General features: G+C 72.4%; 20 protein-coding genes, 1 tRNA gene and 3 pseudogenes. 16 read left to right on the top strand and 8 right to left on the bottom strand.

Features of this window, described 5'->3' with window-relative positions; translation table 11 throughout:
• Positions 1-180: 180 nt before the first annotated feature.
• The 3 genes and pseudogenes from SCATT_RS24200 to SCATT_RS40615 all read left to right on the top strand — a co-directional run.
• Positions 181-268, top strand: a tRNA-Leu gene (locus SCATT_RS24200).
• A gap of 686 nt (positions 269-954) precedes the next feature.
• A pseudogene (locus tag SCATT_RS39740) lies at positions 955-1,207 on the top strand (hypothetical protein).
• A pseudogene (locus SCATT_RS40615) lies at positions 1,179-1,343 on the top strand (DUF6879 family protein); the annotation flags it as partial. The pseudogenes SCATT_RS39740 and SCATT_RS40615, both read left to right, overlap by 29 nt.
• On the opposite strand, the gene SCATT_RS24190 reads toward SCATT_RS40615, so the two are convergent.
• Positions 1,340-2,428 (bottom strand): IS630 family transposase, encoded by a 1,089-nt coding sequence (locus SCATT_RS24190; RefSeq protein WP_014145819.1) that lies wholly within the window; start codon positions 2,426-2,428, stop codon positions 1,340-1,342. The pseudogene SCATT_RS40615 and the gene SCATT_RS24190 overlap by 4 nt on opposite strands.
• A 43-nt stretch (positions 2,429-2,471) precedes the next feature.
• Here SCATT_RS24190 and SCATT_RS24185 point away from each other — a divergent pair.
• The 12 genes and pseudogenes from SCATT_RS24185 to SCATT_RS24130 form a co-directional block, all read left to right on the top strand.
• Positions 2,472-2,825, top strand: a pseudogene (locus SCATT_RS24185) (DUF6879 family protein); the annotation flags it as partial.
• 14 nt (positions 2,826-2,839) lie between these two features.
• Complete coding sequence (locus tag SCATT_RS24180; RefSeq protein ID WP_014628616.1) at positions 2,840-3,688, top strand: helix-turn-helix domain-containing protein; 849 nt, start codon at positions 2,840-2,842, stop codon at positions 3,686-3,688.
• A gap of 163 nt (positions 3,689-3,851) precedes the next feature.
• Positions 3,852-4,709, top strand: coding sequence for a helix-turn-helix domain-containing protein (locus tag SCATT_RS24175; protein ID WP_014145816.1), 858 nt, complete (start codon positions 3,852-3,854; stop codon positions 4,707-4,709).
• The gene (locus tag SCATT_RS24170; RefSeq protein WP_014145815.1) at positions 4,706-4,894 is read left to right on the top strand and encodes a DUF397 domain-containing protein; all 189 of its coding nucleotides are present in this window, start codon (positions 4,706-4,708) and stop codon (positions 4,892-4,894) included. The genes SCATT_RS24175 and SCATT_RS24170 overlap by 4 nt, the downstream gene beginning before the upstream one ends.
• Positions 4,895-5,048: 154 nt before the next feature.
• On the top strand, positions 5,049-5,369 hold the full coding sequence (locus SCATT_RS38140) for a helix-turn-helix domain-containing protein (RefSeq protein WP_157894848.1): 321 nt from the start codon (positions 5,049-5,051) through the stop codon (positions 5,367-5,369).
• Positions 5,370-5,444: 75 nt separating this feature from the next.
• Positions 5,445-7,316 (top strand): molecular chaperone DnaK, encoded by a 1,872-nt coding sequence (dnaK, locus tag SCATT_RS24160; protein WP_014145813.1) that lies wholly within the window; start codon positions 5,445-5,447, stop codon positions 7,314-7,316.
• Positions 7,313-8,008 carry a nucleotide exchange factor GrpE gene (grpE, locus tag SCATT_RS24155; protein WP_014145812.1) on the top strand — a complete coding sequence of 232 codons (696 nt, stop codon included), beginning with the start codon at positions 7,313-7,315 and terminating at the stop codon, positions 8,006-8,008. The genes dnaK and grpE overlap by 4 nt, the downstream gene beginning before the upstream one ends.
• Before the next feature lie 158 nt (positions 8,009-8,166).
• Complete coding sequence (locus SCATT_RS24150; protein ID WP_014145811.1) at positions 8,167-9,606, top strand: family 2B encapsulin nanocompartment shell protein; 1,440 nt, start codon at positions 8,167-8,169, stop codon at positions 9,604-9,606.
• 113 nt (positions 9,607-9,719) lie between these two features.
• Complete coding sequence (locus tag SCATT_RS24145; RefSeq protein ID WP_231905159.1) at positions 9,720-10,748, top strand: family 2 encapsulin nanocompartment cargo protein polyprenyl transferase; 1,029 nt, start codon at positions 9,720-9,722, stop codon at positions 10,746-10,748.
• 127 nt (positions 10,749-10,875) lie between these two features.
• Positions 10,876-12,129 carry a phosphodiester glycosidase family protein gene (locus SCATT_RS24140; protein ID WP_407696640.1) on the top strand — a complete coding sequence of 418 codons (1,254 nt, stop codon included), beginning with the start codon at positions 10,876-10,878 and terminating at the stop codon, positions 12,127-12,129.
• A 65-nt stretch (positions 12,130-12,194) separates the two neighbouring features.
• A complete protein-coding gene (locus SCATT_RS24135; RefSeq protein ID WP_014145808.1) occupies positions 12,195-12,857 on the top strand; it encodes a nitroreductase family protein in 663 nt (220 codons plus the stop codon).
• 98 nt (positions 12,858-12,955) lie between these two features.
• Complete coding sequence (locus SCATT_RS24130) at positions 12,956-13,681, top strand: MerR family transcriptional regulator (RefSeq protein ID WP_014145807.1); 726 nt, start codon at positions 12,956-12,958, stop codon at positions 13,679-13,681.
• Between the two features lie 4 nt (positions 13,682-13,685).
• On the opposite strand, the gene SCATT_RS24125 is transcribed toward SCATT_RS24130, so the two are convergent.
• The 5 genes from SCATT_RS24125 to SCATT_RS24105 all read right to left on the bottom strand — a co-directional run bounded on the left by SCATT_RS24125 (position 13,686) and on the right by SCATT_RS24105 (position 22,012).
• A complete protein-coding gene (locus SCATT_RS24125) occupies positions 13,686-15,860 on the bottom strand; it encodes a 3-hydroxyacyl-CoA dehydrogenase NAD-binding domain-containing protein (protein ID WP_014145806.1) in 2,175 nt (724 codons plus the stop codon).
• A gap of 44 nt (positions 15,861-15,904) precedes the next feature.
• The gene (locus tag SCATT_RS24120; protein ID WP_041825206.1) at positions 15,905-17,119 is read right to left on the bottom strand and encodes an acetyl-CoA C-acetyltransferase; all 1,215 of its coding nucleotides are present in this window, start codon (positions 17,117-17,119) and stop codon (positions 15,905-15,907) included.
• A 29-nt stretch (positions 17,120-17,148) separates the two neighbouring features.
• Complete coding sequence (locus SCATT_RS24115) at positions 17,149-18,291, bottom strand: acyl-CoA dehydrogenase family protein (protein WP_014145804.1); 1,143 nt, start codon at positions 18,289-18,291, stop codon at positions 17,149-17,151.
• A 9-nt stretch (positions 18,292-18,300) separates the two neighbouring features.
• Positions 18,301-19,425, bottom strand: coding sequence for a CaiB/BaiF CoA transferase family protein (locus tag SCATT_RS24110; RefSeq protein ID WP_231905158.1), 1,125 nt, complete (start codon positions 19,423-19,425; stop codon positions 18,301-18,303).
• A gap of 199 nt (positions 19,426-19,624) precedes the next feature.
• The gene (locus SCATT_RS24105) at positions 19,625-22,012 is read right to left on the bottom strand and encodes a Tex family protein (protein WP_014145802.1); all 2,388 of its coding nucleotides are present in this window, start codon (positions 22,010-22,012) and stop codon (positions 19,625-19,627) included.
• Between the two features lie 202 nt (positions 22,013-22,214).
• Here SCATT_RS24105 and SCATT_RS24100 point away from each other — a divergent pair, with 202 nt between their 5' ends.
• Positions 22,215-22,715, top strand: a complete 501-nt coding sequence (locus SCATT_RS24100; protein ID WP_014145801.1) for a VOC family protein — start codon at positions 22,215-22,217, stop codon at positions 22,713-22,715.
• Positions 22,716-22,728: 13 nt separating this feature from the next.
• On the opposite strand, the gene SCATT_RS24095 is transcribed toward SCATT_RS24100, so the two are convergent.
• Positions 22,729-23,949 carry an amidohydrolase gene (locus tag SCATT_RS24095; protein ID WP_014145800.1) on the bottom strand — a complete coding sequence of 407 codons (1,221 nt, stop codon included), beginning with the start codon at positions 23,947-23,949 and terminating at the stop codon, positions 22,729-22,731.
• 115 nt (positions 23,950-24,064) lie between these two features.
• The gene (locus SCATT_RS24090) at positions 24,065-26,011 is read right to left on the bottom strand and encodes a Xaa-Pro dipeptidyl-peptidase (protein ID WP_014145799.1); all 1,947 of its coding nucleotides are present in this window, start codon (positions 26,009-26,011) and stop codon (positions 24,065-24,067) included.
• Between the last annotated feature and the right edge of the window lie 37 nt (positions 26,012-26,048).

Here is a 26,048-nt window from a genome sequence, read left to right as displayed (position 1 = left end):
ACGGCGCTCCCCGCCATCCTCCCTCCCCGCCACCCCGCCCCCAAAGGCCCCCGCGCCTTGTCACACGCCCGTCACACCAGCTCCCCCGCCCCGCCCCCACCACCCCGGCGATCGGCGGATGTCCAGATCTTTGCTATGGTTTACCTCGTCGCCGCGGGGCAGCCCGCGGAAGGCAACCCGGTCCGGGTGGCGGAATGGCAGACGCGCTAGCTTGAGGTGCTAGTGCCCTTTATCGGGCGTGGGGGTTCAAGTCCCCCCTCGGACACCAGTAGAGACCCCAGCTGAGCTGGGGTCTTTCTATTTCTCCGGTTGCTGCGCGACCGGTCACGTGACCAACAGACGAGCGAACTTCCTGGTCGGACCAGGGATGACGGGCCGATGCGGGCAGCGCTGGAAGCGGCTAGCTTCTTGGCTCCCTCGGCGCGGCGCCTGCCGTAGCGCTCCATGGTGCAGCCGGGCGCTTGCGGAGACCTTCTCCGGGTCCTGGGGCCCACCGGCCTGTCTGTCCTTCTGGAGCTTGACCCCGTCGCGGACGGCGACCGCGCCGGGCACGTTGGTGGCCACCTCCACACAACGCGGGTCGTTCTTCTTGTAAGCGCACGCGCTGGCGGTACGCCATTCAAACTTTTCCACGACGATTCCCTTCGCCGCTGTGCGGGAATGGGATCCCCGTGCCGATGTAACCCCGCCTACCGGTCAGCGGGAGACGGTGGGGCCGAAGCGGATTCCGTTCCCTGAAGCTTGGCACGGAATCTGGACACGAGATCAGCGTATTCGCCCGCCCGCTTCCGCGCGCTCACATCGTCCTTGACGGAAATCGAGTCACCATTCCACGGACGACGACTCACAAGCCCCCTCGGCGGCTCCGCTTGTTCACCTCGGCGCCCCTGGCACGCAGTTCCGCATCCGGACGGTCGGCCGGGGGGGTGGTAGTCCGGGCACAGGGAGCCCGCCATGGCCGTAGAGTTCGTCGGAATCGACCCCGACACCGACCGGGACCATTGCCCGGCTGTGTGGGTGGACACGGAATCTCACGAGATCTTGTTCCAAGGCTGGAAGCCGAGCACCGAGACCCAGTCGAAGTGCGAGGGCAGCAGCCCGGCGAACGGTCCGGTGCCCGACAGCGAAGGCATCGTCAGGATCCCGGCCCGGATGATCCAGGATCAGGGAGGCGTGTGATGCCGTCGAGCGTGCCCAGCTTCGCTGAGCTGCTTGGCCAGTGCGAGCGGTCAGCCGTCCACCTGGAGCTGCGCGACTCCTACGCCTCGACGGACCGGTTCGAGGCTTGGAAGCGCGGGGAGCGGATCAACTGGGAGGATCGTGCATCCTGGTGGCATCCCTATTGTCCTGAGTCGTTAATTCGTGTGCAGTATGCGGCGAGAGTGCCGAGGATGTCGTCGGCGGTCTTCGTCCAGACGAACGGCTTGGGGTTCTTGTTCCATTCGTTGATCCAGCCGCGGATGTCCCGTTCGAGTTCGACGACGCTGTGGTGGGCCGAGCGGCGGAGTTTGCGGCAGGTCAGCTCGGCGAACCAGCGCTCGACGAGGTTGAGCCAGGACGCCGAGGTGGGGGTGAAGTGCAGGTGGAAGCGGGGGTGCCGGAGCAGCCACTTCTTGACCGGCTCGGTCTTGTGGGTGGCGTAGTTGTCCAGGACCAGGTGCAGGTCCAGGTCCTTGGGTACGGCGGCGTCGATGGTCTTCAGGAAGCGGAGGAACTCCTGGTGGCGATGGCGTCGGTAGTGCTGGGCTATGACCGAGCCGGACGCGATGTCCAAGGCGGCGAACAGGCTGGTCGTGCCGTGCCGGACGTAGTCGTGCGTCATCTTCGCCGGCGTGGCCGGCGCCATCGGCAGCACCGGCTGGGTCCGGTCCAGGGCCTGTATCTGCGACTTCTCGTCCACTGCCAGGACCAGGGCGTTCTGCGGCGGGGACAGGTAAATGCCCACCACGTCGCGGACCTTGGTCACGAACTGCGGGTCGGTCGACAGCTTCCAGGTCTCCACGATGTGCGGCTTGAGGCCGAACGCCCGCCAGATCCGGGAGACAGCCGACTGCGACATCCCCACCGCCTCGGCCATCGAACGCGTCGACCAATGCGAATCTCCTGTCGGCGGCGCCTGACCGAGCGTCCTGGCGACCAGGGCCTCGACCTGCTCGTCCGTAATCTTCCGCGGCGCCCCCGAACGCGGCCGGTCCACCAGGCCCTCCAGCCGGTCCGCGGCAAACCGGGACCGCCACTTGCGCACCGTCTCCCTCGAGACACCCAGGTCATCCGCGACCTGCGCGTTCGGCCGGCCCTCCGCGCACGCCAACACGATCCTCGACCGCAGCACCAGCGCCTGAGAGGCGGTCTGCTTGCGCATCCAACCCCGCAGCACCCGGCGTTCGTGATCGGACAACTCCAGCGGCAACGGCTTCGGACCAGGCACCGCCCCACCCTACAACTGCAAGGGAACTAACGACTCGGGACACTATGACCAGTTGATCAGGGACACCGTGGCCCGGGGCGTAGCAGTCCGCCGTGCCCGGGTGGTCTCCGAGCCCGTTTCGGAATACATCCGTTGGGAGCACTACGTCACCCAGGCCAACGTCACGGCGGGTGAGGAAGTGCGGTGGTTGCCACGGCGACGGGCCACGAGTATCCCCTTGCCGGGGAACGACTTCTGGCTGTTCGACGGTGCGCTGCTCCGGGTGCACCACTTCTCGGGGGACGGCGCGGTGGTGGAGGACGAGATCACGGCGGACCCGGAAGCGGTGAAGCTGTGCTCCGCCGCCTTCGAAGCGGTCTGGGATCGAGCGATTCCGCACCACCTGTACAAGATCTGACGAAAGTCGGCTCCGTGCCCACACACCCGTCCTCACACATTCAGCAGGCCCGCGAAGAGCTGGCCGGCCGTCTGCGTGAGATCCGGAAGGACGCGGGGATCAGCGGGCGCGAGCTGGCTGCCAGGTGCGGTTGGTCGGAGTCGAAGTCGTCCCGGATCGAGAACGCCAAGGCACCACCCTCCGACGCGGACATCAAAGCGTGGTGCCGAGCCTGCGCGGCTGATGACCAGGTCCCGGACTTGATCGCGGCCAACCGACAGTCCGCCGATGCTCATGTGCAGTGGAGACGACTCCAGCGGAGTGGTCTCCGTCGTCTGCAAGAATCCACGGGCGACCTGTACCAACAAACAAAGGCGTTCAGGGTCTACGTCTCCGACGTGATCCCCGGATTCCTCCAGACGCCCGGGTACGCCGCCGCGCTGCTGTCGTCCATCGCGGACTTCCGAGAAACCCCGGACGACGTGAGCGATGCCGTAGCGGCCCGCATGAGGCGCAACGCGGTGCTGAGCAACGGCGCGCGCCGGTTCTCGTTCGTACTGGAGGAGTCGGTGTTGCGGTACCGACCGTGCAGCGTCGAGACGATGGCGGCGCAGCTCGGTCATCTCCTCGGGGTCATGGATCTCCATAACGTCGCCGTGGGGATCGTCCCGTTTTCGACGCAATGGATCATGTGGCCCATGCCCACCTTCACGATCTTCGACACCACCAGGGTGCACGCGGACACGCTGGACGCTGCCGTGCCCCTCACACAGCCCACCCAGGTCGAGCTGTACGCCCGAGCCTTCGACCGACTCTCCCAGGGGGCCGCGCGGGGAGCTGCGGCACGTTCTCTGATAGCGGGTGCATTGGCATCGCTGAACTGAGCGAGCGCGGTTCTCGAAGGGCTGGTTGCGTGATCAACACCGCCCACCCGTCCGTACGCTGCGTCAACGTACGCGCACGTTCGGTGGACCGTACGACGGTAGGTCCGTCACGCTGGGTGAGTCCATCGCGGGACAACACGCACAGCACCGGGAGGGGCCGCGCATGACGACCGACAGCACCGACGTCGCGGGGAGCGCCGACTGGGAGCGGGAACCGGACCCCTCGGACAGTCTGCGGACCTTCGGGGCCGTCGTCCAGGCCCTGCGTGAGCACGCCGGTCTCTCCCGCGCCCAGTTCGCGGAGCTCGTCCGCTTCTCCAAACACACCGTGGCATCCGTCGAGTTGGGCCGTCGCATGCCCGATGAGTCCTTCGTCGAACGCGCGGAGGACGCCCTCGGCAACACCGGCGCGCTACGGAAGGCGGCTCGCCACCTGACCCGGGGCGAGCCCGGCCTCGCGGCCTGGTTCCGCCGGTGGGCGCGGCTGGAACGGGTGGCGGTGAGCCTGTGTACGTACGAGTGCCGGCTGGTGCCGGGGTTGTTGCAGTCGGAGGGGTATGCGCGGGCCGCTTTCCACAACAGCGTCCCCCCGTTGACCGACGAACAGATGGAAGCGCAGGTGGCGGCGCGCATGCAGCGCAAGGAGCTCATCCGCGCGAGGCCCAACACGTCGTTCAGCTTCGTGATGGAGGAGCACATCCTCGTGCGGCAGCTCGGCGGGGCGGAGGTCGCGTGCGAGCAGTTGGATCACCTTCTGGACATCGCCGAACTGCGCAACGTGACCATCCAGATCATGCCGACCAGCATCGTGTGCCACGCGGGGCTGGACGGGCCGCTGGCCTTGCTGGAGACCCCGGACGGGAAGCGCCTCGCCTACTCCGAGGGGCAGAAGAACGGGCGGCTGATCGCAGATGTGACGGAGGCCGCCGTGCTGCATCAGCGATATGCGACACTCCGCTCACAGGCCCACAACCCCCTTGACTCCGTGGGCCTGATGAGGCGCATCAGAGGAGCACTATGAGCGGCATCGCCGACCTGAGCTGGTTCAAGTCCAGCTACAGCGGAACCGAGGGCGACAACTGCGTCGAGGTGGCCGTCACCGGGCAGGCCGTCCACATCCGGGACTCCAAGGACGAGGACGGCCCCCACCTCACCGTCGGCCGTGACGAGTGGGCCCGCTTCGTACGCTTCGCGGCGCGGGGCTGAGCCCCCTACAGGGTTAGCCTGGGCAGCAGGAACCCGGTGCCGGGTGGGACCGGTGGCATCGGGTGTTCGGCGAGAGGATCGCCGTGACGGTGATCGACGTGCTACGGCAGGCGTGGCCGGCCGGGTCCGGCCCGCGGAGCCCACGAAGGCCGCGGTGAGCGCGGAGCCGCCGCGGGATGCGGCGGAGGCGCGGTTGGCGGTGCGGGAGGCGGCGCGGTGGCTGGCCGAGGAGGCGCCGGCGCTGACCGCGGCGGGGGCCGAGGCCCGGGAGGCGGGGCTGGCGGCCCGGGTGGCGGGGCTGCGCAAGGCCGTGGTGGCCGCGTACCGGGCGGGGGTGCCGGTGACGGATCTGGCGGTGGACGCCGGGGTCTCCCCGGCCACGGTCGAGAGGTGGCTGGCGCGGGGTGAGCGCCGGGGGCCGTACGGCGGCTCCCGCCTTGACATGGGGGAATCGGACACTTATCCCGGTCATTGAGAGGTTTTGTCCTGATCCGGGACTGCCGGCCGGCGGTGGGCCGGGGGACCGTGGTGTCCAGGAGGGAAGACTGAGATGGCACGAGCGGTCGGTATCGATCTCGGCACGACGAACTCGGTGGTCAGCGTCCTGGAGGGCGGTGAGCCCACGGTCATCACCAACACCGAGGGCGCCCGTACCACCCCGTCCGTGGTGGCGTTCGCCAAGAACGGCGAGGTGCTGGTGGGCGAGGTGGCCAAGCGGCAGGCGGTGACCAACGTCGAGCGCACCGCGCGTTCGGTCAAGCGGCACATGGGCGAGGCCGGCTGGCACTTCCCGGAGGCCGGGGACGTGGACGGCAAGCGGTACACCGCCCAGGAGATCTCCGCCCGGGTGCTCCAGAAGCTGAAGCGGGACGCGGAGTCGTACCTCGGCGAGGAGGTCGCCGACGCGGTGATCACCGTCCCGGCGTACTTCAACGACGCCCAGCGCACCGCGACCAAGGAGGCCGGGGAGATCGCCGGGCTCAAGGTGCTGCGGATCATCAACGAGCCGACGGCGGCGGCGCTGGCGTACGGGCTGGACAAGGAGAACGACCAGACCATCCTCGTCTTCGACCTCGGCGGCGGCACCTTCGACGTGTCGCTGCTGGAGATCGGCGAGGGCGTGGTGGAGGTGAAGGCCACCAACGGCGACACCCACCTGGGCGGCGACGACTGGGACCAGCGGATCGTCGACCACCTGGCGCAGCAGTTCAAGAACGCCTACGGGGTCGATCTGACCAAGGACAAGATGGCGGTGCAGCGGCTGCGCGAGGCCGCCGAGCGCGCCAAGATCGAGCTGTCCGCGGCCTCCGAGACCAATGTCAACCTGCCGTACATCACCGCCTCCGCCGAGGGTCCGCTGCACCTGGACGAGAAGCTCACCCGGGCCCAGTTCGAGCAGCTCACCGCGGATCTGCTGGAGCGCTGCAAGGGGCCGTTCCACCAGGCGGTCAAGGACGCGAACCTGAACGTCTCCGACATCGACCACGTCATCCTGGTCGGCGGCTCGACGCGGATGCCCGCGGTGACCCGGCTGGTGACCGAGCTGACCGGCAAGGAGCCGCACAAGGGCGTCAACCCGGACGAGGTCGTGGCCATCGGCGCCTCGCTCCAGGCCGGTGTCCTCAAGGGCGAGGTCAAGGACGTCCTGCTGCTCGACGTCACCCCGCTGTCCCTGGGCATCGAGACCAAGGGCGGCATCATGACCAAGCTGATCGAGCGCAACACCACGATCCCGACCAAGCGCTCGGAGATCTTCACCACCGCCGAGGACAACCAGCCGTCGGTGCAGATCCAGGTCTTCCAAGGAGAGCGGGAGATCGCTGCGTACAACAAGAAGCTCGGCATGTTCGAGCTGACCGGCCTGCCGCCGGCGCCGCGCGGCGTCCCGCAGATCGAGGTGGCCTTCGACATCGACGCCAACGGCATCATGCACGTCTCCGCCAAGGACCTCGGCACCGGCAAGGAGCAGCGCATGACGGTCACCGGCGGCTCGGCGCTGCCCAAGGACGACATCGACCGCATGATGCGCGAGGCCGAGCAGCACGCCGACGAGGACCGCAAGCGGCGTGAGGCGGCCGAGACCCGCAACAACGCCGAGTCGCTCGTCTACAGCACCGAGAAGCTGCTGCGTGACAACCCCGACAAGGTGCCGCAGGACGACAAGGCCGCGATCGAGGCGGCCGTCGCCGAGCTGAAGGAGAAGCTCAAGGGCGAGGACACCACGGCGATCCGGGAGGCCACCGAGAAGGTGGCGGCGCAGGCGCAGAAGATCGGTACGGCGATGTACGCGCAGGCGCAGCAGGGCGCCGAGGGCACGGCCGCGGGCGGCGCGGGCGGGCAGCCCGGCGGCGAGCAGGGCGGCGAGGACGTGGTGGACGCCGAGATCGTCGACGACGACAAACCGCAGGCGGGGTCGTCATGAGCCTGCCCCGCGACCCCCGCTCCCCCGGTCCCCCGCCGGACGGCGAGGACCCGCGGGCCCCCGGCACGCCGTCCGGCTCGGACTCCGCCTCCGGCCCGGGTCCGGGCGGGACGCGCCACGGCAGCCTGCCGGTGCCGGTCTCCACGCTGCCGGACCCACCCGCCGGGCCGCGCGCCCCGGTCCGGCGTCCGGAGCGCGCGGCCGGCGGCGGTGCCGGGGCGTCCGCGCACGCCGGCTCCGAGGTGCGGCGGCTGCGCGCCGAGACCGCCGAGTTGCGCGACCGGCTCGCCGAGCGCACCGCGGACCTCCAGCGGGTCAAGGCGGAGTACGACAACTTCCGCAAGCGCACCCGGCGGGACCGGCTGGCGGTGCGGCAGGTGGCGGTGGCCAATGTGCTGCGGGGGCTGCTGCCGGTGCTGGACGCGGTGGAGTCGGCGCGGGAGCACGGTGAGGTCCGCGGCGGCTTCGCCACGGTGGCCGAGGCGCTGGGTACCGAGCTGGCCGCGCTCGGGCTGGAGGCCTTCGGCGAGCCCGGCGACCGTTTCGACCCGGCGGTGCACGAGGCGCTGGCCCACCGTCCGTCCGCCACCGCCGAGGAGGCGGTCTGCGCGGAGGTGCTGCGGCCCGGATACCGGGTCGGGGACCAGTTGCTGCGCCCGGCCACGGTGACGGTGACCGGCCCGCCCGGCTGACCATCCGCGCCGCGCTCGTTCCGCCCGTTCACCGTACTCACGTACGAGGACCCCTCGGCAATCCACCTGTCCGTGTGATGACAGGCCCCCGGTCGGCCACCACCATGAAATGCGGACCGGACGGGGAGCGTCCGGACGTTATCCGGGGAGGGAACTCGATGTCGGTCGACGCGGGCTTCGGCGCCGAATCAGGCGAGGAATCAGACGGTTCAGCCAACGCAACCGGGCAGCCGCAGCTTTCGCTGAGCACGGCCGCCGCGCGTAATCTGGCGACCACCACCAAGACCGCTCCGCAGATGCAGGGCATCACCTCCCGGTGGCTGCTGCGTATTCTGCCGTGGGTGCAGGTTTCCGGCGGTACGTACCGGGTCAACCGGCGGTTGACGTACACCGTGGGCAACGGCCGGGTGGAATTCGTGCAGACCGGTTCCGAGGTGCGGGTGATCCCGGACGAACTGGGTGAGCTGCCGGTGCTGCGCGATTTCCACGACCCGGCGGTTCTCGCCGCGCTGGCCGAGCGGTTCGAGCAGCGGGAGTTCGCCCCGGGGCAGCCGCTGACCGAACTCGGCCGCCCGGTCGACCAGGTCTTCCTGGTGGCGCACGGCAGGATCAACAAGGTGGGCACCGGCAAGTTCGGCGAGCCGGCGGTGCTCGGCGTCCTCGCCGACGGCGACCACTTCGGCGACGAGGGGCTCACCGAGCACGAGCGCGTCTGGGAGTTCACCGCGACCGCGGCCACCCACACCACGGTGCTGATGCTGCCCAGGGAGTCGTTCCGGGAACTCCTCGAGCGCGCCGAGGGCTTGCGCGAGCACGTCGCCTCGTTCACCGGTGGCCGTCGCCAGGCGCAGAACCGGCACGGCGAGGCGGAGATCAGGCTCGCCGCGGGCCACCACGGCGAGGCCGAACTGCCGGGCACGTTCGTGGACTACGAGGCGTCGCCGCGGGAGTACGAGCTGAGCGTCGCGCAGACGGTGCTGCGGGTGCACACCCGGGTCGCCGATCTGTACAACCAGCCGATGAACCAGGTCGAGCACCAGCTCAAGCTCACCATCGAGGCGTTGCGGGAGCGCCAGGAGCACGAGCTGGTCAACAACCGGGAGTTCGGGCTGCTGCACAACGCGGAGTTCTCACAGCGCATCCGCACCCATTCCGGCCCGCCCACCCCGGACGACCTTGACGAACTGATCAGTCGGCGCCGTAACTCGCAATATCTGCTGGCGCATCCGAGGGCCATCGCCGCGTTCGGCCGGGAATGCAACAAGCGCGGGCTGTACCCGGGCAGTGTCGATTTCCACGGGAACGCGGTGCCGTCCTGGCGTGGTATTCCGCTGCTGCCCTGCAACAAGATTCCGATCAATGAGGACAATACGAGTTCCATCTTCGTGCTGCGGGTCGGCGAGGACAACCAGGGCGTGGTGGGCCTGCACCAGACCGGGTTGCCGGACGAGTACGAGCCGAGCCTTTCGGTGCGTTTCATGGGCATCAACGAGAAGGCCGTCATCTCCTACCTGGTGAGCGCCTACTACTCGGCGGCGGTGCTGGTGCCGGACGCGCTCGGGGTGCTGGAGGACGTGGAGATCGGCCGCCGGGACTGAGGTCCCGTGGTTGTGGTGGCCGCGCCGGGCGGTGGCAGCCACCACGACCGCGTACCGCGTACCGCTTCCAGACCGTAGCGAGCCGGCCGGGGGTGCCGACCATGGGGACGTTCATGCTCGATCGTGAGGGCCAGGAGGCCGCGGAGATCCTCGCCCGGGCCCGGTGCGCGGTGGACCCGGTGCTGCGGGCGGCGGTCGCCTCGCTGCCCGGGTCGTTGCGCCGGATCGCCGGTTACCACCTGGGGTGGCTGGACGCCGCCGGGGAGGCGGACGAGGCGCCGTCCGGCAAGGCCATACGTCCGGCGCTGGTGCTGGCGGCGGCGCAGGCGCTCGGCGGTTCGGCGCGGGCCGCGGTGACCGCCGCCGCCGCGGTGGAACTGGTGCACAACTTCACGCTGCTCCACGACGACGTGATGGACCGGGACCCCACCCGGCGTCACCGTCCCACCGCCTGGGCGGTGTTCGGGTCGGCCGACGCGATCCTGGCCGGGGACGCGCTGCACGCGCTGGCGTTGCGGCTCCTCGCCGAGGACGGCCATCCGGCGGCCGGCCGGGCCGCGGGCCGGCTGGCGGCGTGCGTGATCGAGCTGTGCGACGGCCAGCAGGCCGACTGCGCCTTCGAGCGGCGCCCGGACGTGTCGCTGGCGGAGTGCCTGGCGATGGCCGAGGCGAAGACGGGCGCGCTGCTGGGGTGTGCCTGCGCGCTGGGGGCGTTGTACGCGGGCGCCGGTGACGAGGTGGCGGACGCGATGGACGCCTTCGGCCGGCAGGTGGGGCTGGCGTTCCAGCTGATCGACGATCTGATCGGCATCTGGGGCGATCCGTCGGTGACCGGCAAGCCGGTGGGGGCGGATCTGGTGGCCCGCAAGAAGTCGCTGCCGGTGGTGGCGGCGCTGCGGTCGGCCACCCCGGCCGGGCGTGAGCTGGCCGGTCTGTACCGCGTCGAGCGGGCGCTCACCGCCGAGGAGGTGCTGCGGGCCACCGACGCGGTGGACCGGGCGGGCGGCCGGGACTGGGCGCAGACCCAGGCGTGCGACCGGATGGCCGAGGCCATCGGCCATCTGTCGGGCGCGGTGCCGGACGGTACGGCCGCCGGTGATCTGCTGGCGCTGGCGGAGTTGGTGACCCGGCGCAGCCACTGAGCGCGCCGGGGTGGTGGTCCAGGACGGGGAATTCGCGCGGCGGCAAGGCCGCGTCCACCCGGTGCCGGGCCGGGTGTGGTGGCATGCGGTGGTCGGTTGGCGGTACGTCGAGCGTGAGGGGGAGGCCTTGGGCGGACGCGGATGGCGGGCGGGGGCGGCGTTGGTGGCGGCGGCGTTGTGCGGGGCGCTGGTGGCGGGGACGGGCGGGGGCCGGGCGGTGGCCGCGGACGCCGGGCGGGCGGAGGTCGCGGTGCGGCTGGCCGCCTCGTCGGTGATCGCCCCCGGGGTGGAGTACCGGGCCTTCTCGGTGCCGGCCTCGCACGGTACGGCGTACGGGCATCTGCTCACCGCCGATCTGACCGAACGCCGGGTCTCCGTCGGGCTGTTGACGCCGGGTGCGGTGGCGGCGCGGGAGCCGGTGTCGCGGATGGCGGTGGCGTTGCACGCGGTGGCCGGGGTGAACGCCGACTTCTTCGACATCAGTGAGGCGCAGCACCCGGGTGTGGAGGCGACCGGGGCCGCGGTGGGGCCTGCGGTCTCGGACGGGGTGGCGTTGAAGGCGGCGGTGCCGGCCGGGCAGCGGTTCGGTCCGCCGCTGCCGCCGGGCACCTCGACGCGGGACGTGCTGGGGGTGGGCGCGGACCGGGTGGCGCGGCTGGACCGGTTGTCGCTGTCGGCCTCGGCGACGACGCCGTACGGGACGGTGCGGGTCGGTGGCTTCAACCAGTACGCGGTGCCGGTCGGCGGGGTCGGGGTGTTCACCTCGGCGTGGGGTTCGGCCTCCCGGGCGCGCGCGGTGTGCGGTACGGATTCCGACCGGGCGGCGCCGTGCGGCAAGGACGGTTACGAGGTGGTCGTGCGTCATGGCCGGGTGGTCTCGGGGTCCCCGGTGCCGGGGTCGGGGGCGATCGGCCGGGACACCGTGGTGCTGGTGGGCCGGGAGCGCGGGGCGGCGGTGCTGCGGCGGTTGCGGCCGGGGCAGCCGGTGACGGTGCGCGAGCGGCTGGTGGCCCGGTCGGGGGCGGTGCCGCGGTTCGCGGTGGGCGGCTTCCCGGTGCTGCGGGGCGGGCAGCCGCTGTCCGGGCTGGACCGGGTGACGGCGGCGACCCGTACGGCTGCCGGGGTGGGCGGCCGCGGCCGGCGGCTGTACCTGCTGGTGCTCGACGGCAACGCGGAGAACGGCTCGGGGCTGTCCATCGCCGAACTCGCCGGTGTGATGCGGCAGATCGGCGCGGTGGACGCGGTCAACCTGGACGGCGGCGGCTCCTCCACGCTGGTGGCCCGGGATCCGGCGACCGGCCAGGTGACCGTGCGCAACCACCCGTCGGGCGGGGCGGAGCGTCCGGTGCCGGAGGGGATCGGGCTGTTCTCCCGGTCGTGAGCGCCCGCGACGGGTGGCCTCCAGGCGTTCTTCCGCGCGGGCCCGTGGTGTGCTGTGCTGTGGCCATGGCTGACGACTTGGTCCCCGCCACGGTGCCGTTGCGCCCGCTGACCGTGCCCGCCGACGAGGCGACGGCCCGCAGCAGGGCCTTCCACGAGGTGATGGCACGCCGCCGTACCGTGCGTGACTTCGCCACCCGGCCGGTCCCGGACGAGGTGGTGGAGCTGGCGGTGCGGACCGCGGCCACCGCCCCGAGCGGCGCCAACGTGCAGCCGTGGCGGTTCGTGGTGGTCACCGATCCGGAGCGCAAGCGGCGGTTGCGCGAGGCGGCGGAGGCGGAGGAACGGGAGTTCTACGCGCGCCGGGCGTCGCGGGAGTGGCTGGCGGCGCTGGCCCCGCTGGGCACCGACTGGCACAAGCCGTTCCTGGAGCGGGCGCCGGTGGTGATCGTGGTCTTCGAGGTGCACAAGGGGCCCGGGTCCCCGCGCCCGTACTACACCAAGGAGTCGGTGGGGATCGCGGTCGGGCTGCTGCTGGCCTCGTTGCACCAGGCGGGGCTGGCGACGCTGACCCACACCCCCAGTCCGATGCGGTTCCTCAACGAGATCTGCGACCGGCCGCCGGAGGAACGGGCCGCCTACGTCATCCCGGTGGGGTACCCGGCCGAGGGCGCCCGGGTGCCCGACATCCGCCGCAAGGACCTCGGGCAGGTGCTGGTCAAGCTGTAGTGCCGTCGGTTTCGCAACTCCGCTGCGACAGCAATACTGTTGCACCGCGGGGGCGCCGGGCCGCCCGTGCGAGCGACGACCGAAGGAAGTGGCGGCCGATGACCGGGCAGACGCGGCTGACCGTGGACGAGCTGGCCGCCCGCGCCGGGGTGACCGTGCGCACCGTGCGCTTCTACGGCACCAAGGGGCTGCTGCCGCCGCCGCAGCTCGGTCCGCGCCGGGTGGGCCACTACGGCCCCGAGCACCTGGCGCGGCTGGCGCTGATCGAGGAGTTGCAGCACCAGGGGCTGACGCTGGCGGCCATCGAGCGCTACCTGGAGCAGTTGCCGCCCGGGATCTCCGCGCACGACCTGGCGATCCACCGGGCGCTGGTGGCCTCCTGGGTGCCGGAGGACGCCGCCGAGGTGACCTTGGAGCAGCTGGAGCGGCGGACCGGGCGGGCGCTGACCGGGGAGGACGTCGACCGGCTGGCGGCGATGGGGGTGCTGGAGCGCACCGGGGACGCGGAGGTCTTCCGGGTCGATCCGGGCATCCTGCACCTGGGGGTGCGGCTGCTGGACGTGCCGATCACGCTGGAGGCGGTGCTGGCCTCGCGGGAGGTGGTGCTGGAGCACGCCCGGGCGGCGGCGCGGGAGTTGAGCCGGCTGTTCCGCGCGGAGGTGGGGGACGCCTCGGCCACCGAGGACATCGCGGCGGTCAAGTCGCTGTCGGCCTCCATGCAGCCGCTGGTGGTGCAGGCGTTGGTGACCGCGTTCCAGCGGACGCTCAAGGAGGAGCTGCGCGCCTGGTTCGACGGGGAACCGGGCGCGCAGTCCGGGCGGTGAGCGGTCAGCGGGCGTCGGTGAAGACCTCGCCGCGTTCCGCCTTGGCCAGCAGCAGCGGCGGCGGGGCGAAGCGGTCGCCGTAGGCCGCCTGGAGTTCCCTGGCCCGGGCTACGAAGCCGGGCAGGCCGCCCTCGTAGCCGTTGACGTACTGGAGCACCCCGCCGGTCCAGGCGGGGAAGCCGATGCCGAGGATGGAGCCGATGTTGGCGTCGGCGACCGAGGTCAGCACGCCCTCCTCCAGGCAGCGCACCGAGTCCAGCGCCTCGGCGAAGAGCATCCGCTCCTTGATGTCGGTGAAGGGGACGTCGGCGTCGGGGCGGGTGAAGTGTTCGCGCAGCCCCGGCCAGAGCCTGGTGCGCCGGCCGTCGGCGTAGTCGTAGAAGCCGGCGCCGCCGCCGCGTCCGGTGCGGCCGAACTCGTCGACCATGCGGTCGATGACGGCCTCGGCGGGGTGGGCGGTCCAGGTGCCGCCGGCCGCCTCGACGGCCTGCCGGGTCTCGTTGCGGATCTTGCGCGGCAGGGTCAGGGTCAGCTCGTCCATCAGCGTCAGCACCTTGGCCGGGTAGCCGGCCTGGGCGGCGGCCTGCTCGATCGAGGCGGGTTCGACGCCCTCGCCGACCATGGCGACGCCCTCGTTGATGAACTGGCCGATGACGCGGGAGGTGAAGAAGCCCCGGGAGTCGTTGACCACGATCGGGGTCTTGCGGATCCGGCGGACCAGGTCGAAGGCGCGGGCCAGCGCGGTCTGTCCGGTGCGCTCGCCCTTGACGATCTCCACCAGCGGCATCTTGTCCACGGGTGAGAAGAAGTGCAGGCCGATGAAGTCCTCCTGGCGTTGGACGCCCTCGGCGAGCAGGGTGATCGGCAGGGTGGAGGTGTTGGTGCACAGCAGCGCGTCGGGGGCGACGACGCCCTCGATCTCCTGGAAGACCTTGTGCTTGAGGGCGGTGTCCTCGAAGACCGCCTCGATCACCGCGTCGCAGCCGGCCAGGTCGGCGGTGTCGGCGGTGGGGGTGATCCGGGCCAGCAGTTCGTCGCGTTCCCTCTCGGTGGTGCGCCCCTTGGCGAGCGCCTTGTCGAGCAGGGTGGCCGAGTACGCCTTGCCGCGTTCGGCGGCCTCGGCGGTGACGTCCTTGAGGACCACGTCCAGGCCGGACTTGGCGCAGGCGTAGGCGATGCCGGCGCCCATCATGCCGGCGCCGAGGACGGCGACCCTGGTGACGGTGGACGGCTCGACGCCGGCCGGGCGGGAGGCGCCGGAGTTGACCGCCTGCATGTCGAAGAAGAACGCCTGGATCATGTTCTTCGAGATCGGTCCGCAGGCCAGTTCGGTGAAGTAGCGGGCCTCGATGACCTGGGCGGTGTCGAAGTCGACCTGGGAGCCCTCGACGGCGGCGGCCAGGATGTCGCGGGGCGCGGGGTAGGGGGCGCCGCCCAGTTGCTTGCTGAGGTTGGCCGGGAAGGCGGGGAGGTTGGCGGCGAACGCGGGGTGGGCCGGGGTGCCGCCGGGGATCTTGTAGCCGTCGGTGTCCCAGGGCTGGCGGGCGTCGGGGTGGGCGTCGATGAAGGCGCGGGCCTTGGCCGTCAACTCCTCGGGCGTGGCGGCGAGTTCGTGGACCAGGCCGGCCTCCACCGCGCGGCGCGGGGTGTACCGGGTGCCCTGGAGGAGCACCTTGAGCAGCGCGTCGGCGATCCCCATCAGCCGTACCGTGCGGACCACGCCGCCGCTGCCGGGCAGCAGGCCGAGGGTGACCTCGGGCAGGCCGATGCGGCTGCCGGGGGCGTCGAGGGCGACGCGGTGGTGGCAGGCGAGGGCGATCTCGTAACCGCCGCCGAGGGCCGCGCCGTTGATGGCGGCGACGACCGGCCGGCCGAGCGTCTCCAGGCGGCGCAGCAGCCGCTTGACGCGCATGCCGCCCTCGAAGACCTCGGCGGCGTTCTCGGGGGTGGCGCGGATCAGGTCGCGCAGGTCGCCGCCGGCGAAGAAGGTCTTCTTGGCGGAGGTGACGACGACGCCCCGGATGGTGTCGCGTTCGCTCTCCAGGCGGCCGACGACGGCGTCGAGGGAGTCGGCGAAGGCCGCGTTCATGGTGTTGGCGGACTGGCCGGGGTCGTCGAGGACGAGGGTGACGACACCGTCGGCGTCCTGTTCCCAGCGGATCGTGGTGCTCTCGGGCATGGTGTGGGTCTTCCGTGAGGCGGGGTGGGCGGGGGCGGGGCGGGTCAGATCCGCTCGACGACGGTGGCGATCCCCATGCCGCCGCCGACGCACAGGGTGACCAGGCCGTACCGCTGGTCGCGCCGTTCCAGTTCGTCGACTACGGTGCCCAGCAGCATGGCGCCGGTGGCGCCGAGCGGGTGGCCCATGGCGATGGCGCCGCCGTTGACGTTGACCTTGTCCAGCGTGAGCCCCATGTCCTTGACGAAGCGCAGGACGACGGCGGCGAACGCCTCGTTGATCTCCACCAGGTCGATGTCGTCGATGGTGAGCCCCGCCTTGGCGAGCGCCTTGCGGCAGGCGGGCGCGGGGCCGGTGAGCATGATGGTGGGGTCCGCCCCGGAGACGGCGGCGGAGACGATCCGGGCGCGCGGGCGCAGGCCGTAGCGTTCACCGGTCTCGCGGTTGCCGATGGCCACCAGGGCGGCGCCGTCCACGATGCCGGAGGAGTTGCCGGCGTGGTGGACGTGGTCGATCGCCTCCACCCAGTGGTACTTCTGCAACGCCACCGCGTCGAAGCCGCCGGCCTCGCCGATCAGGGCGAAGGAGGGCTTGAGGGCGGCGAGGGTGTCGGCGGTGGTGCCGGGGCGGATGTGCTCGTCGCGGTCGAGGACGGTCAGGCCGTTGCGGTCGCGGACCGGGACGACGGAGCGGTCGAAGCGGCCGTCCTTCCACGCCTCGGTGGCCCGCGCCTGCGACTCGGCGGCGAAGGTGTCCACGTCGCGGCGGGTGAACCCCTCGATGGTGGCGATCAGGTCGGCGCCGATGCCCTGCGGTACGAAGCCGGTCTCGAAGCTGGTCATCGGGTCCATCGCCCAGGCGCCGCCGTCGGAGCCCATGGCCACCCGGGACATCGACTCCACGCCGCCGGCCAGCACCAGGTCCTCCCAGCCGGAACGGACCTTGGCGGCGGCCAGGTTGACCGCTTCCAGGCCGGAGGCGCAGAACCGGTTCTCCTGGACGCCGGCCACGGTCTCCGGCAGCCCTGCGGCGATCGCGGCCACCTTGGCGATGTCGCTGCCCTGGTCGCCGACGGGGCTCACCACGCCGAGGACGACGTCGTCGACGGCGGCCGGGTCGAGTCCGGGCAGCCGGCGGAGCATCTCGTGGATGAGGCCGACGACCAGGTCGACCGGTTTGGTGCCGTGCAGCGCGCCGTTGGATTTCCCACGCCCACGCGGGGTGCGGATGGCCTCGTACACGTAGGCTTCGGTGCTCAACGTCATGCCTTTCGAGGGGTGTTGGCGGGTCAGGACAGCAGCGCGCGGCCGATGATCTCCTTCATGATCTCGGTGGTGCCGCCGTAGATGGTCTGGATCCGTCCGTCGGTGAACGCCTTGGCGACCGGGAACTCGGTCATGTAGCCGTAGCCGCCGTGGAGTTGCAGGCAGCGGTCGGCGACGCGCTTTTGCAGTTCGGTCGCCCACCATTTGGCCATGGAGGCGTGCACCGGGTCGAGGGCGGCCTTGTTGTGTTCGGTGACGCAGCGGTCGACGAAGGTGCGGGTGACCGCGCATTCGGTGGCCATCTCGGCGATCTCGAAGCGGACGTGCTGGAGCCGGGCGAGCGGACGGCCGAACGCCTCGCGTTCCTTGACGTACTCGGTGGTCACCGCCAGCAGGTGTTCGGCGGCGGCGATGGCGGCGACGGCGATGGCCAGCCGTTCCTGGGCGAGGTTGGTCATCAGGTGGACGAAGGCACCGTTCTCCTCGCCGAGCAGGTTCTCCTTGGGCACCCGGACGTCCTGGAAGAACAGTTCGGCGGTGTCCTGCGCCTTCTGGCCGATCTTGTCGAGGTTGCGGCCCCGTTCGAAACCGGCCATGCCGCGCTCGACCACCAGCAGGCTCAGCCCCTTGGCGCCGCCTTCCTCGGTGGTGCGGGCGACCACGACGACCAGGTCGGCGAGGATGCCGTTGGAGATGAAGGTCTTGGCCCCGCCCAGCAGCCAGTGGTCGCCGGCGTCGATGGCGGTGGTGCGGATGGCCTGGAGGTCGGAGCCGGCGCCGGGTTCGGTCATGGCGATGGCGGTGATGGTCTCGCCACTGCAGAACCCGGGCAGCCAGCGGCGTTTCTGCTCCTCGGTGCCGAGCGAGGTCAGGTAGGGGCCGACGATGTCGTTGTGCAGGCCGACGGCGAGCCCGGAGGCGCCGGCCTTGACGAACTCCTCGGCGAGCACGGCGGCGTACCGGAAGTCGGGGGTGCCGCCACCGCCGTACTCCTCGGGGACGGCGATGCCCAGCAGCCCCTGCCGGCCGGCCGCGCGCCAGGCGGCGCGGTCCACGATGCCCTCGGTCTCCCAGCGGGCGTGGTGCGGGGTGACCTCCTTGGCCAGGAAGGTGCGGACGGTCTCGCGGAACGCCTCGTGCTCGGCGGTGAACAACTCTCGCTGCATGCCGGTCCTTTACAGGTCGGTGAGTCCGGGCACGTCCCAGTCGCGGGCCACCTCGGCGGTGTGGGCGCCGGGGGACGCGGGCGGGCGGCGCAGGGTGCCGGGGGTGGCGGAGAAGCGCGGGGCGGGCGCGGGCTGCACGGTGCCGTCGGCGGTGGTGAAGGTCTCCCGGGCGCGCAGGTGCGGGTGGTCGGCGGCCTCCCGCAGCGTCAGCACCGGGGCGACGCAGGCGTCGGTGCCCTCGAAGACGCGGGTCCACTCCTCGCGGGTGCGGGTGGCGAAGCGGTCGGCGATGCGCTCGCGCAGTTCGGGCCAGCGGGCGAGGTCGGCGCGGTCGGGGGCGTCGTCGCCGAGGCCGAGCAGGGCGGCGAACTCGGCGTAGAACCGCGGTTCCAGGGCGCCGACGGCCATGTGGCCGCCGTCCGCGGTGGGGTAGACGCCGTAGTAGGGGCAGCCGCCGTCGAGCAGGTTGGCGCCGCGCCGGTCCTGCCAGGCGCCGGCCGCCAGCATGCCCCAGATCATCGCGCCGAGGTGGGCGGCGCCGTCCACGATGGCGGCGTCCACCACCTGTCCGGTGCCGGTGGCGCGGGCGTGGTGGAGGGCGGCGAGGACGCCGACGACGAGGTAGAGCGAGCCGCCGGCGTAGTCGCCGAGGAGGTTGGCGGGCGGCACCGGCGGGCCGTCGGCGGCGCCGATCATGCCGAGGGTGCCGGCGGTGGCGAGGTAGCCGATGTCGTGGCCGGCCCGGTCGGCGAGCGGTCCGTGCTGCCCCCAGCCGGTCATCCTCCCGTACACCAGGCGGGGGTTGCGGGCCAGGCAGGCGTCGGGTCCGACGCCGAGGCGTTCGGCGACGCCGGGCCGGAAGCCTTCGACGAGCACGTCGGCGCGGGCCGCCAGGTCGCGTACGAGGCCGGGGCCGTGGGCGGACTTGAGGTCGACCACCACCGACCGCTTGTTGCGGTTGGTCACGTCGCGGGCGGGGTCGATGCCGATGGGCGCGCCGCCGGGCCGGTCGACGCGGACCACGTCGGCACCGAGGTCGGCCAGGAGCATCCCGGCGAACGGGCCGGGGCCGATCCCGGCCAGCTCCACCACCCGGACTCCGTCGAGCGGGCCGGGAGTTCGCGCTGCGTCCACCGGCGGGGCCCCCATATCGCCATGGCCGCCGTGACGACCGTCGAGTGTGACAGTGCTGATGTAACATCAGCGATGTTAGGAACCGCCGAGGGGGCGCGCAAGACCCGCGTACCGGCGAGTAGCCACTTCCGGCCGCCAACGGCCGCCAACGGCGAAGGCCGGGACGCGGCATCGCGTCCCGGCCTCGTCACCGGCTGCCTCAGCGCCGTCCGCGCGGGCGGTCGTCGCCGCCCACCAGCCCCGCGCGGCGCAGCGCGTCGGCGAGCGCGCCGCCGGCCGGCGGTTCGGTACGCGACTGGCGCGGCGGGGCCGGACGGCGCCCGCCGCCGCCCTTGCCGCGCTGCTCGCCCCGGCCCCGCGGCTCCCGCGGGGCGCCGGCGGCCGGCACGTCGTCGTCGAGCCGCAGGGTGAGCCCGATCCGCTTGCGCGCGATGTCCACCTCCAGCACCTTCACCCGCACCACGTCGCCCGGCTTGACCACGTCCCGCGGGTCCTTGACGAACGACTTGGACATCGCCGAGACGTGCACCAGGCCGTCCTGGTGGACGCCGACGTCCACGAAGGCGCCGAACGCGGCGACGTTGGTGACGGTGCCCTCCAGCAGCATGCCGGGGGTGAGGTCCTTGATCTCCTCGACGCCCTCCTTGTAGGTGGCCGTGCGGAAGGCGGGACGCGGGTCGCGGCCGGGCTTCTCCAGCTCGCGCAGGATGTCGCTGACGGTGGGGACGCCGAAGGTGTCGTCGGCGAAGTCCGCCGGGCGCAGGGTCCGCAGCGTGGCGGTGTCGCCGATCAGCGCCTTGACGTCGCCGCCGGCCGCCGCGGCGATCCGGCGCACCAGCGGGTACGCCTCGGGGTGGACGGCCGAGGCGTCCAGCGGGTCGTCGCCGCCGGGGATGCGCAGAAAGCCGGCGCACTGCTCGAACGCCTTGGGGCCGAGCCGGGCGACGTCCTTGAGCTGCCGACGGGTGCGGAACGGGCCGTTGGCGTCGCGGTGGGCGACGATGTTGTCGGCGAGGGTGGCGGTGATGCCGGAGACCCGGCGCAGCAGCGGCGCGGAGGCGGTGTTGAGGTCGACGCCGACGCCGTTGACGCAGTCCTCGACGACCGCGTCGAGGGAGCGGGAGAGCTTGGTCTCGGACAGGTCGTGCTGGTACTGGCCGACGCCGATGGACTTGGGGTCGATCTTGACGAGTTCGGCCAGCGGGTCCTGCAGGCGGCGGGCGATGGAGACCGCGCCGCGCAACGACACGTCCAGCTCCGGCAGTTCCTGGGAGGCGTAGGCGGAGGCGGAGTAGACCGAGGCGCCGGCCTCGGAGACCACCACCTTGGTCAGCGGCAGCTCCGGGTGGCGCTTGATCAGTTCGGCGGCGAGCTTGTCGGTCTCGCGGGAGGCGGTGCCGTTGCCGATGGCGATCAGCTCGACGCGGTGCGCGGCGCACAGCTCGGCGAGGGTCGCCAGCGACTCGTCCCAGCGGCGGCGCGGCACGTGCGGGTGGATGGTCTCGGTGGCCACCACCTTGCCGGTCGGGTCGGTGACCGCGACCTTCACGCCGGTGCGGTAGCCGGGGTCGAGCCCCATGGTGGCGCGGGCCCCGGCGGGCGCGGCGAGCAGCAGGTCGCGCAGGTTGGCGGCGAAGACCCGGACCGCCTCGTCCTCGGCGGCGGTGCGCAGCCGGGTGCGCAGGTCGATGCCGAGGTGGACCAGGATGCGGGTGCGCCAGGCCCAGCGAACGGTCTCGGTGAGCCAGGCGTCGGCGGGGCGGCCCCGGTCGGCGATGCCGAACCTGGCGGCGACGGCGCGTTCGTACCCGGAGGGTCCGGCGGTCTCCGCGCCGGCCGGCTCGGGGTCGAGGGTGAGGTCGAGCACCTCCTCCTTCTCGCCGCGGAACATCGCCAGCACGCGGTGCGAGGGGAGCTTCTCGAAGGGCTCGGCGAAGTCGAAGTAGTCGGCGAACTTGGCGCCCGCCTCCTCCTTGCCCTCGCGTACCCGGGAGGTGAGCCGGCCCTGGGTCCACATGCGTTCGCGCAGGGTGCCGATGAGGTCGGCGTCCTCGGCGAACCGTTCGACCAGGATGGCCCGGGCGCCCTCCAGCGCGGCGGCCGGGTCGGCGACCGCCTCGCCGACGTAGCCGGCCGCGGTGCCCGCCGGGTCGAGGCCGGGGTCGGCGAGGAGCCGGTCGGCCAGCGGTTCGAGGCCGGCCTCCCGGGCGATCTGCGCCTTGGTGCGCCGCTTGGGCTTGAAGGGCAGGTAGATGTCCTCCAGCCGGGCCTTGGAGTCGGCGGCCAGGATGCGCGCCCTCAGCTCGTCGTCGAGCTTGCCCTGCGCCTCGACGGACTCCAGGACCGCGGTGCGCCGCTCCTCCAGCTCGCGCAGGTACCGCAGGCGCTCCTCCAGGGTGCGCAGTTGCGCGTCGTCGAGGGCGCCGGTGGCCTCCTTGCGGTACCGCGCGATGAACGGCACGGTCGCCCCGCCGTCCAGCAGGCCGACGGCGGCGTCGACCTGGCTGACGCGGACCCCGAGTTCGTCGGCGATCCGCTGCCCGATGGACCCGGCCGTGCCGGGGGTCCCGATAGACGTTGTCGTCACAATCCGATCCGCTTCGTCGCTGAGCTTGTGCCCTGCATTCTGCCGGGGCGGGCGCGGCCTTGTCGCGCAGGCCGCGCCCGGGGCACGGACGGTGCGGGAACGGCCGGAACCAGTTGCTTGAGGTTTCAAGTAAGTGTGGCGTACCGTGGAAGCGGCGGCACCGCCGGACCGCACGGCGCCCGCCCCGCACAAGGAGGTCGCCATGCCCGTACGCCGTCTGAACCACGCGGTGCTCTACGTGCGCGACGTGTCCCGGGCCGCCCGGTTCTACACCGAGGTGCTCGGCTTCCGGGTCGCCACCGAACTGCCCGGCCGCGCCGTCTTCCTCAGCGCGCCGGACACCAGCAACGACCACGACCTCGGGCTCTTCGCGGTCGGCGACCGGGCGCCCGGCCCGGAGCACGGCCGGGTGGGCCTGTACCACCTGGCGTGGGAGGTCGGCACCCTCGGTGAGCTGGCCGCCATCGCGGGTGAGCTGACCGCCCGGGACGCCCTGGTCGGCGCCACCGACCACCTGGTGTCCAAGTCGCTGTACGCCAAGGACCCGGACGGCAACGAGTTCGAGGTGATGTGGCGGGTGCCGCGGGAGGACTGGCCCGGCGCCGACGAGCCGGTGCGGCTGCTCCCGCTGGACCTCCAGGCGGCGCTGGACCGCTGGGGGCCAGAGCTGCGCACCGGCTCGGCGGCCGGTTCGGCCACCTGACCGGGGACGCCGGTCAGTCCAGCCACTCCCGGGCCGCCGTGGTCAGCGTCCGCACCCCGGTGGTCAGCGTGGGCTCGACGACCGGGGCGAAGTGCGGCGAGTGGTTGGACGGCAGGTCGCGGTCGACGGTGCCATCGGCGGTGGCCCGGGCGAACACCTCGGGGTCGGCGCCGCCGAGCAGCCAGTAGCACAGCGGGGCCCCGGCGGCGGTGGCCAGGTGGCCCACGTCCTCGCTGCCGCTGACCGGTCCGGGGTCGATCACCAGCTCGGCGCCGAGCGCGCCGCGCAGCGCGGCCACGGTACGGGCGGCGGCGTCCGGGTCGTTGACCACCACCGGGAAACCGCGGTCGGTGGTGATCTCCGGTTCCTTGGGCGCGCCGGCCGCGGCGGCCTCGGCGCGGACGATCCGGTGCACCGCCTCCAGCACCCGGGCCCGTACCGGCTCGGTGAAACTCCGTACGCTGATGCCGAGTTCGGCCTCGTCGGGGATGACGTTCTCCTTGCTGCCGGCCCGCAGCATGCCGACGGTGACCACCGCGGTGTCGGCGGCGGCGACCTCCCGGGCGACCACGGTCTGCAGCCGCATCACGGTGGCCGCCGCCATCACCACCGGGTCCACCGTGGTCTCCGGACGCGAGCCGTGGCCGCCGCGGCCGAACATCCGCACCCGCAGCACGTCGGCCGCCGCGAACGCGGGACCCGGGTGGCACCCCGCCATCCCGGCCGGCATCGGCGACACGTGCTGGCCGAGGACGACGTCGGGGACGGGGAAGCGGTCGTAGAGGCCGTCGTCGATCATGGCCCGCGCTCCCCCGCCGCGTTCCTCGGCGGGCTGGAAGACGGCGAGCACGGTCCCCGACCACCGGTCGCGCTGCCGGGTCAGCTCCTCCACCGCGCCGATCAGGCAGGTGACGTGGACGTCGTGGCCGCAGGCGTGCATCACCGGCACCTCCACGCCGTCCGGGTCGGTGGCGGTGACCGTGGACGCGTACTCCAGGCCGGTCCGCTCGCGCACCGGGAGGGCGTCCATGTCGGCCCGCAGCAGCACGGTGGGCCCGGGGCCGTTGCGCAGTTCGGCGACGACCCCGGTGCGGCCGACGCCGCGGGTCACCGTCCAGCCGGCCGCCTCGGCGTGCCGGGCGGCGATGCCGGCGGTGCGGTGCTCGGCGAAGGACAGCTCGGGGTGGGCGTGCAGATCGCGGTAGAGCGCGGCGAGCCGGCCTGCGTGTTCCATTCCATCTCCCCTGGGTGACGACGGTGGCGGCGGTGCCGGGGCGGCCACCGGGCCAAGATCCCCGGCACCCCCGCCCACCTTCCCCCGGATCCGGCCCGGTGGCCAGAGGCGGACGTCACCCCAGCCGGTCGGCCACCCCCCGCCACGCCGGGGCCGGACGGCGCATCCCGGACAACTGCCGTCCCGCCGGGTGGACGGCGTGCGCCACGGCGGCCGGGCCCTGCACCCGCAGCAGCGCGGGCAGACCGCCGACCAGCGGCAGCGAGGCGCTGGAGCGCGCCAGGTCCAGCGTGATGTCCGGCGTGCTGCCGGGGGCCGTGATCAGCCCCTTGTCGGTGCCGCCGACGATCAGGGCGAGCCGGTGGCCGGCCGGGACGACGTGGTCGGTGGCGGCCAGCTTGATCGTGATGGTGTACGGCGTGCCCGGGGTGAGCGCCACGCCGTGCAGCGACGGGTCGTAGTGGCCCAGGTCGGCCCAGCCGCGGCTGAAGACGGTGTAGCCGGTGCTCATGGTGTCGGCCGCGGTGTCCAGGAAGCAGGCGCTGTCGCCGGCGGTGCTCGCGCCCCAGCAGGAACGGGTGGTCAGCGTGGTGATCCCCTCGCCGTCCGCGCTGTAGTCGCGGATGGTGGCCGGGCCGAGGTCGACCAGGACCGCCGACAGGTGGGCGCTGGTGGTGGACGGGGTGGCGGTCAGCGTGACGCTGCCGCCGCCGGAGATCCGCAGGTCGTGCCGGAGCGCGCCGGTGGTGAAGGAGACCTTGTCGCCGGTGGCCCGGTCGGCCGCCGCCGACCAGTCGGTCTCGCTCTCGGCCGGGTCGTCGGTGTACGTCTCGGTGCCGGTGGCCGGCCCGGTGGCAGACAGGGTGCCCAGCCCCGCGGTGGAGCCGGCGGCCAGGGCGACGGTGGTGGCCGAGGTGCCGGGGGCGGGCCAGTGGGCGTCGGTGGTCCAGTGGTCGGGGGTGCGCTCGACGTCGGCCATCGGGGCGCGGTCGATGCCGTTGTCCACCCCGAGCAGGTAGTGGTCGAACCACTGGTGCAGGGTCTCCACCCAGGCGGCGCGGCGGTAGTCGAACGGGTCGACGTGGCCGGTCTGGGAGAGCCAGATCTTGCGCGGTACGCCGTGTGCGGCGAGCGCGTCCCACCACTGGCCGAAGTGCTTGGTGCGGACGTTGAGGTCCTGCATGCCGTGGACCACGAAGACGCTGGCGCGGACCTTGGCGGCGTCGGCCACGTAGTCGCGCCGCTGCCACAGCGCCGTCCAGTCGCCGTCGCGCGGGGCGCCGTCGCGCAGCGCCTGCTGCTGGGCGCCGCAGGTGCGGGCGTCGCCGGAGTCCTCGACGGCGCTCGCGAGTTCGTCCGGGCCGCCGTCGTAGAGGGCGGCGCCCTGGTCGAAGTAGTAGTCGTACCAGGAGCTGATGGCGCTGATCGGCACGATGGTCTTCAGCCCGGCGACGCCGGTGGCGGCCACGCCGTTGGCGATGGTGCCGTCCCAGCTCTTGCCGATCATGCCGACCGAGCCGTTGGCCCAGGTGGCGCGGACGGTGGTGCCGCCGCTGCGGGCGCTGTGTCCGGTGGCGCGGCCGTTCAGCCAGTCGATGACGGCCTTGGCGGAGGTGACGTCGGAGGGGCCGCCGACGTCCACGCAGCCGTCGGAGCGGTTGGTGCCGGCCAGGTCGACCAGGACGACGGCGTAGCCGCGCGGCACGAAGTAGTTGTCGTAGTAGAGCGGGAACTGCACCGGCCGCCCGCTATTGTCGTACGTCTTGAGCTGGCTTTCGTTGCCGCGTCCGCAGCACGAGTAGTAGGGGCTGGCGTCCATGATCACCGGGATGCGCACCCCGGCCCTGGCCGGTTCGGCGGGGCGGATGATGTCGGCGGCCACCCGGTCGGGGCGGCCGTCGTGGTTGCCGTCGAGCCCGGTGTCGACCCAGACGGTCTCCCGTACGGCGCCGGCGTAGGAGTAGACGGGCCGGCTCTCCGTGGGGTGCCTGGGGGGCGGTACGGCGCCGGCCGGGGCGGTGAAGGCGGCGAGCAGCGTGGTGACGAGCACCGCCACCGCCACCGCGAGCAGGGAAGCGCGGTTTCTCCGCGTAGCTGAC

The organism is Streptantibioticus cattleyicolor NRRL 8057 = DSM 46488 (genome assembly GCF_000240165.1).
GTDB lineage: Bacteria > Actinomycetota > Actinomycetes > Streptomycetales > Streptomycetaceae > Streptantibioticus > Streptantibioticus cattleyicolor.
Note: the sequence above shows the minus strand (reverse complement) of the source record. Positions and strands in the feature narration are given on the sequence as shown.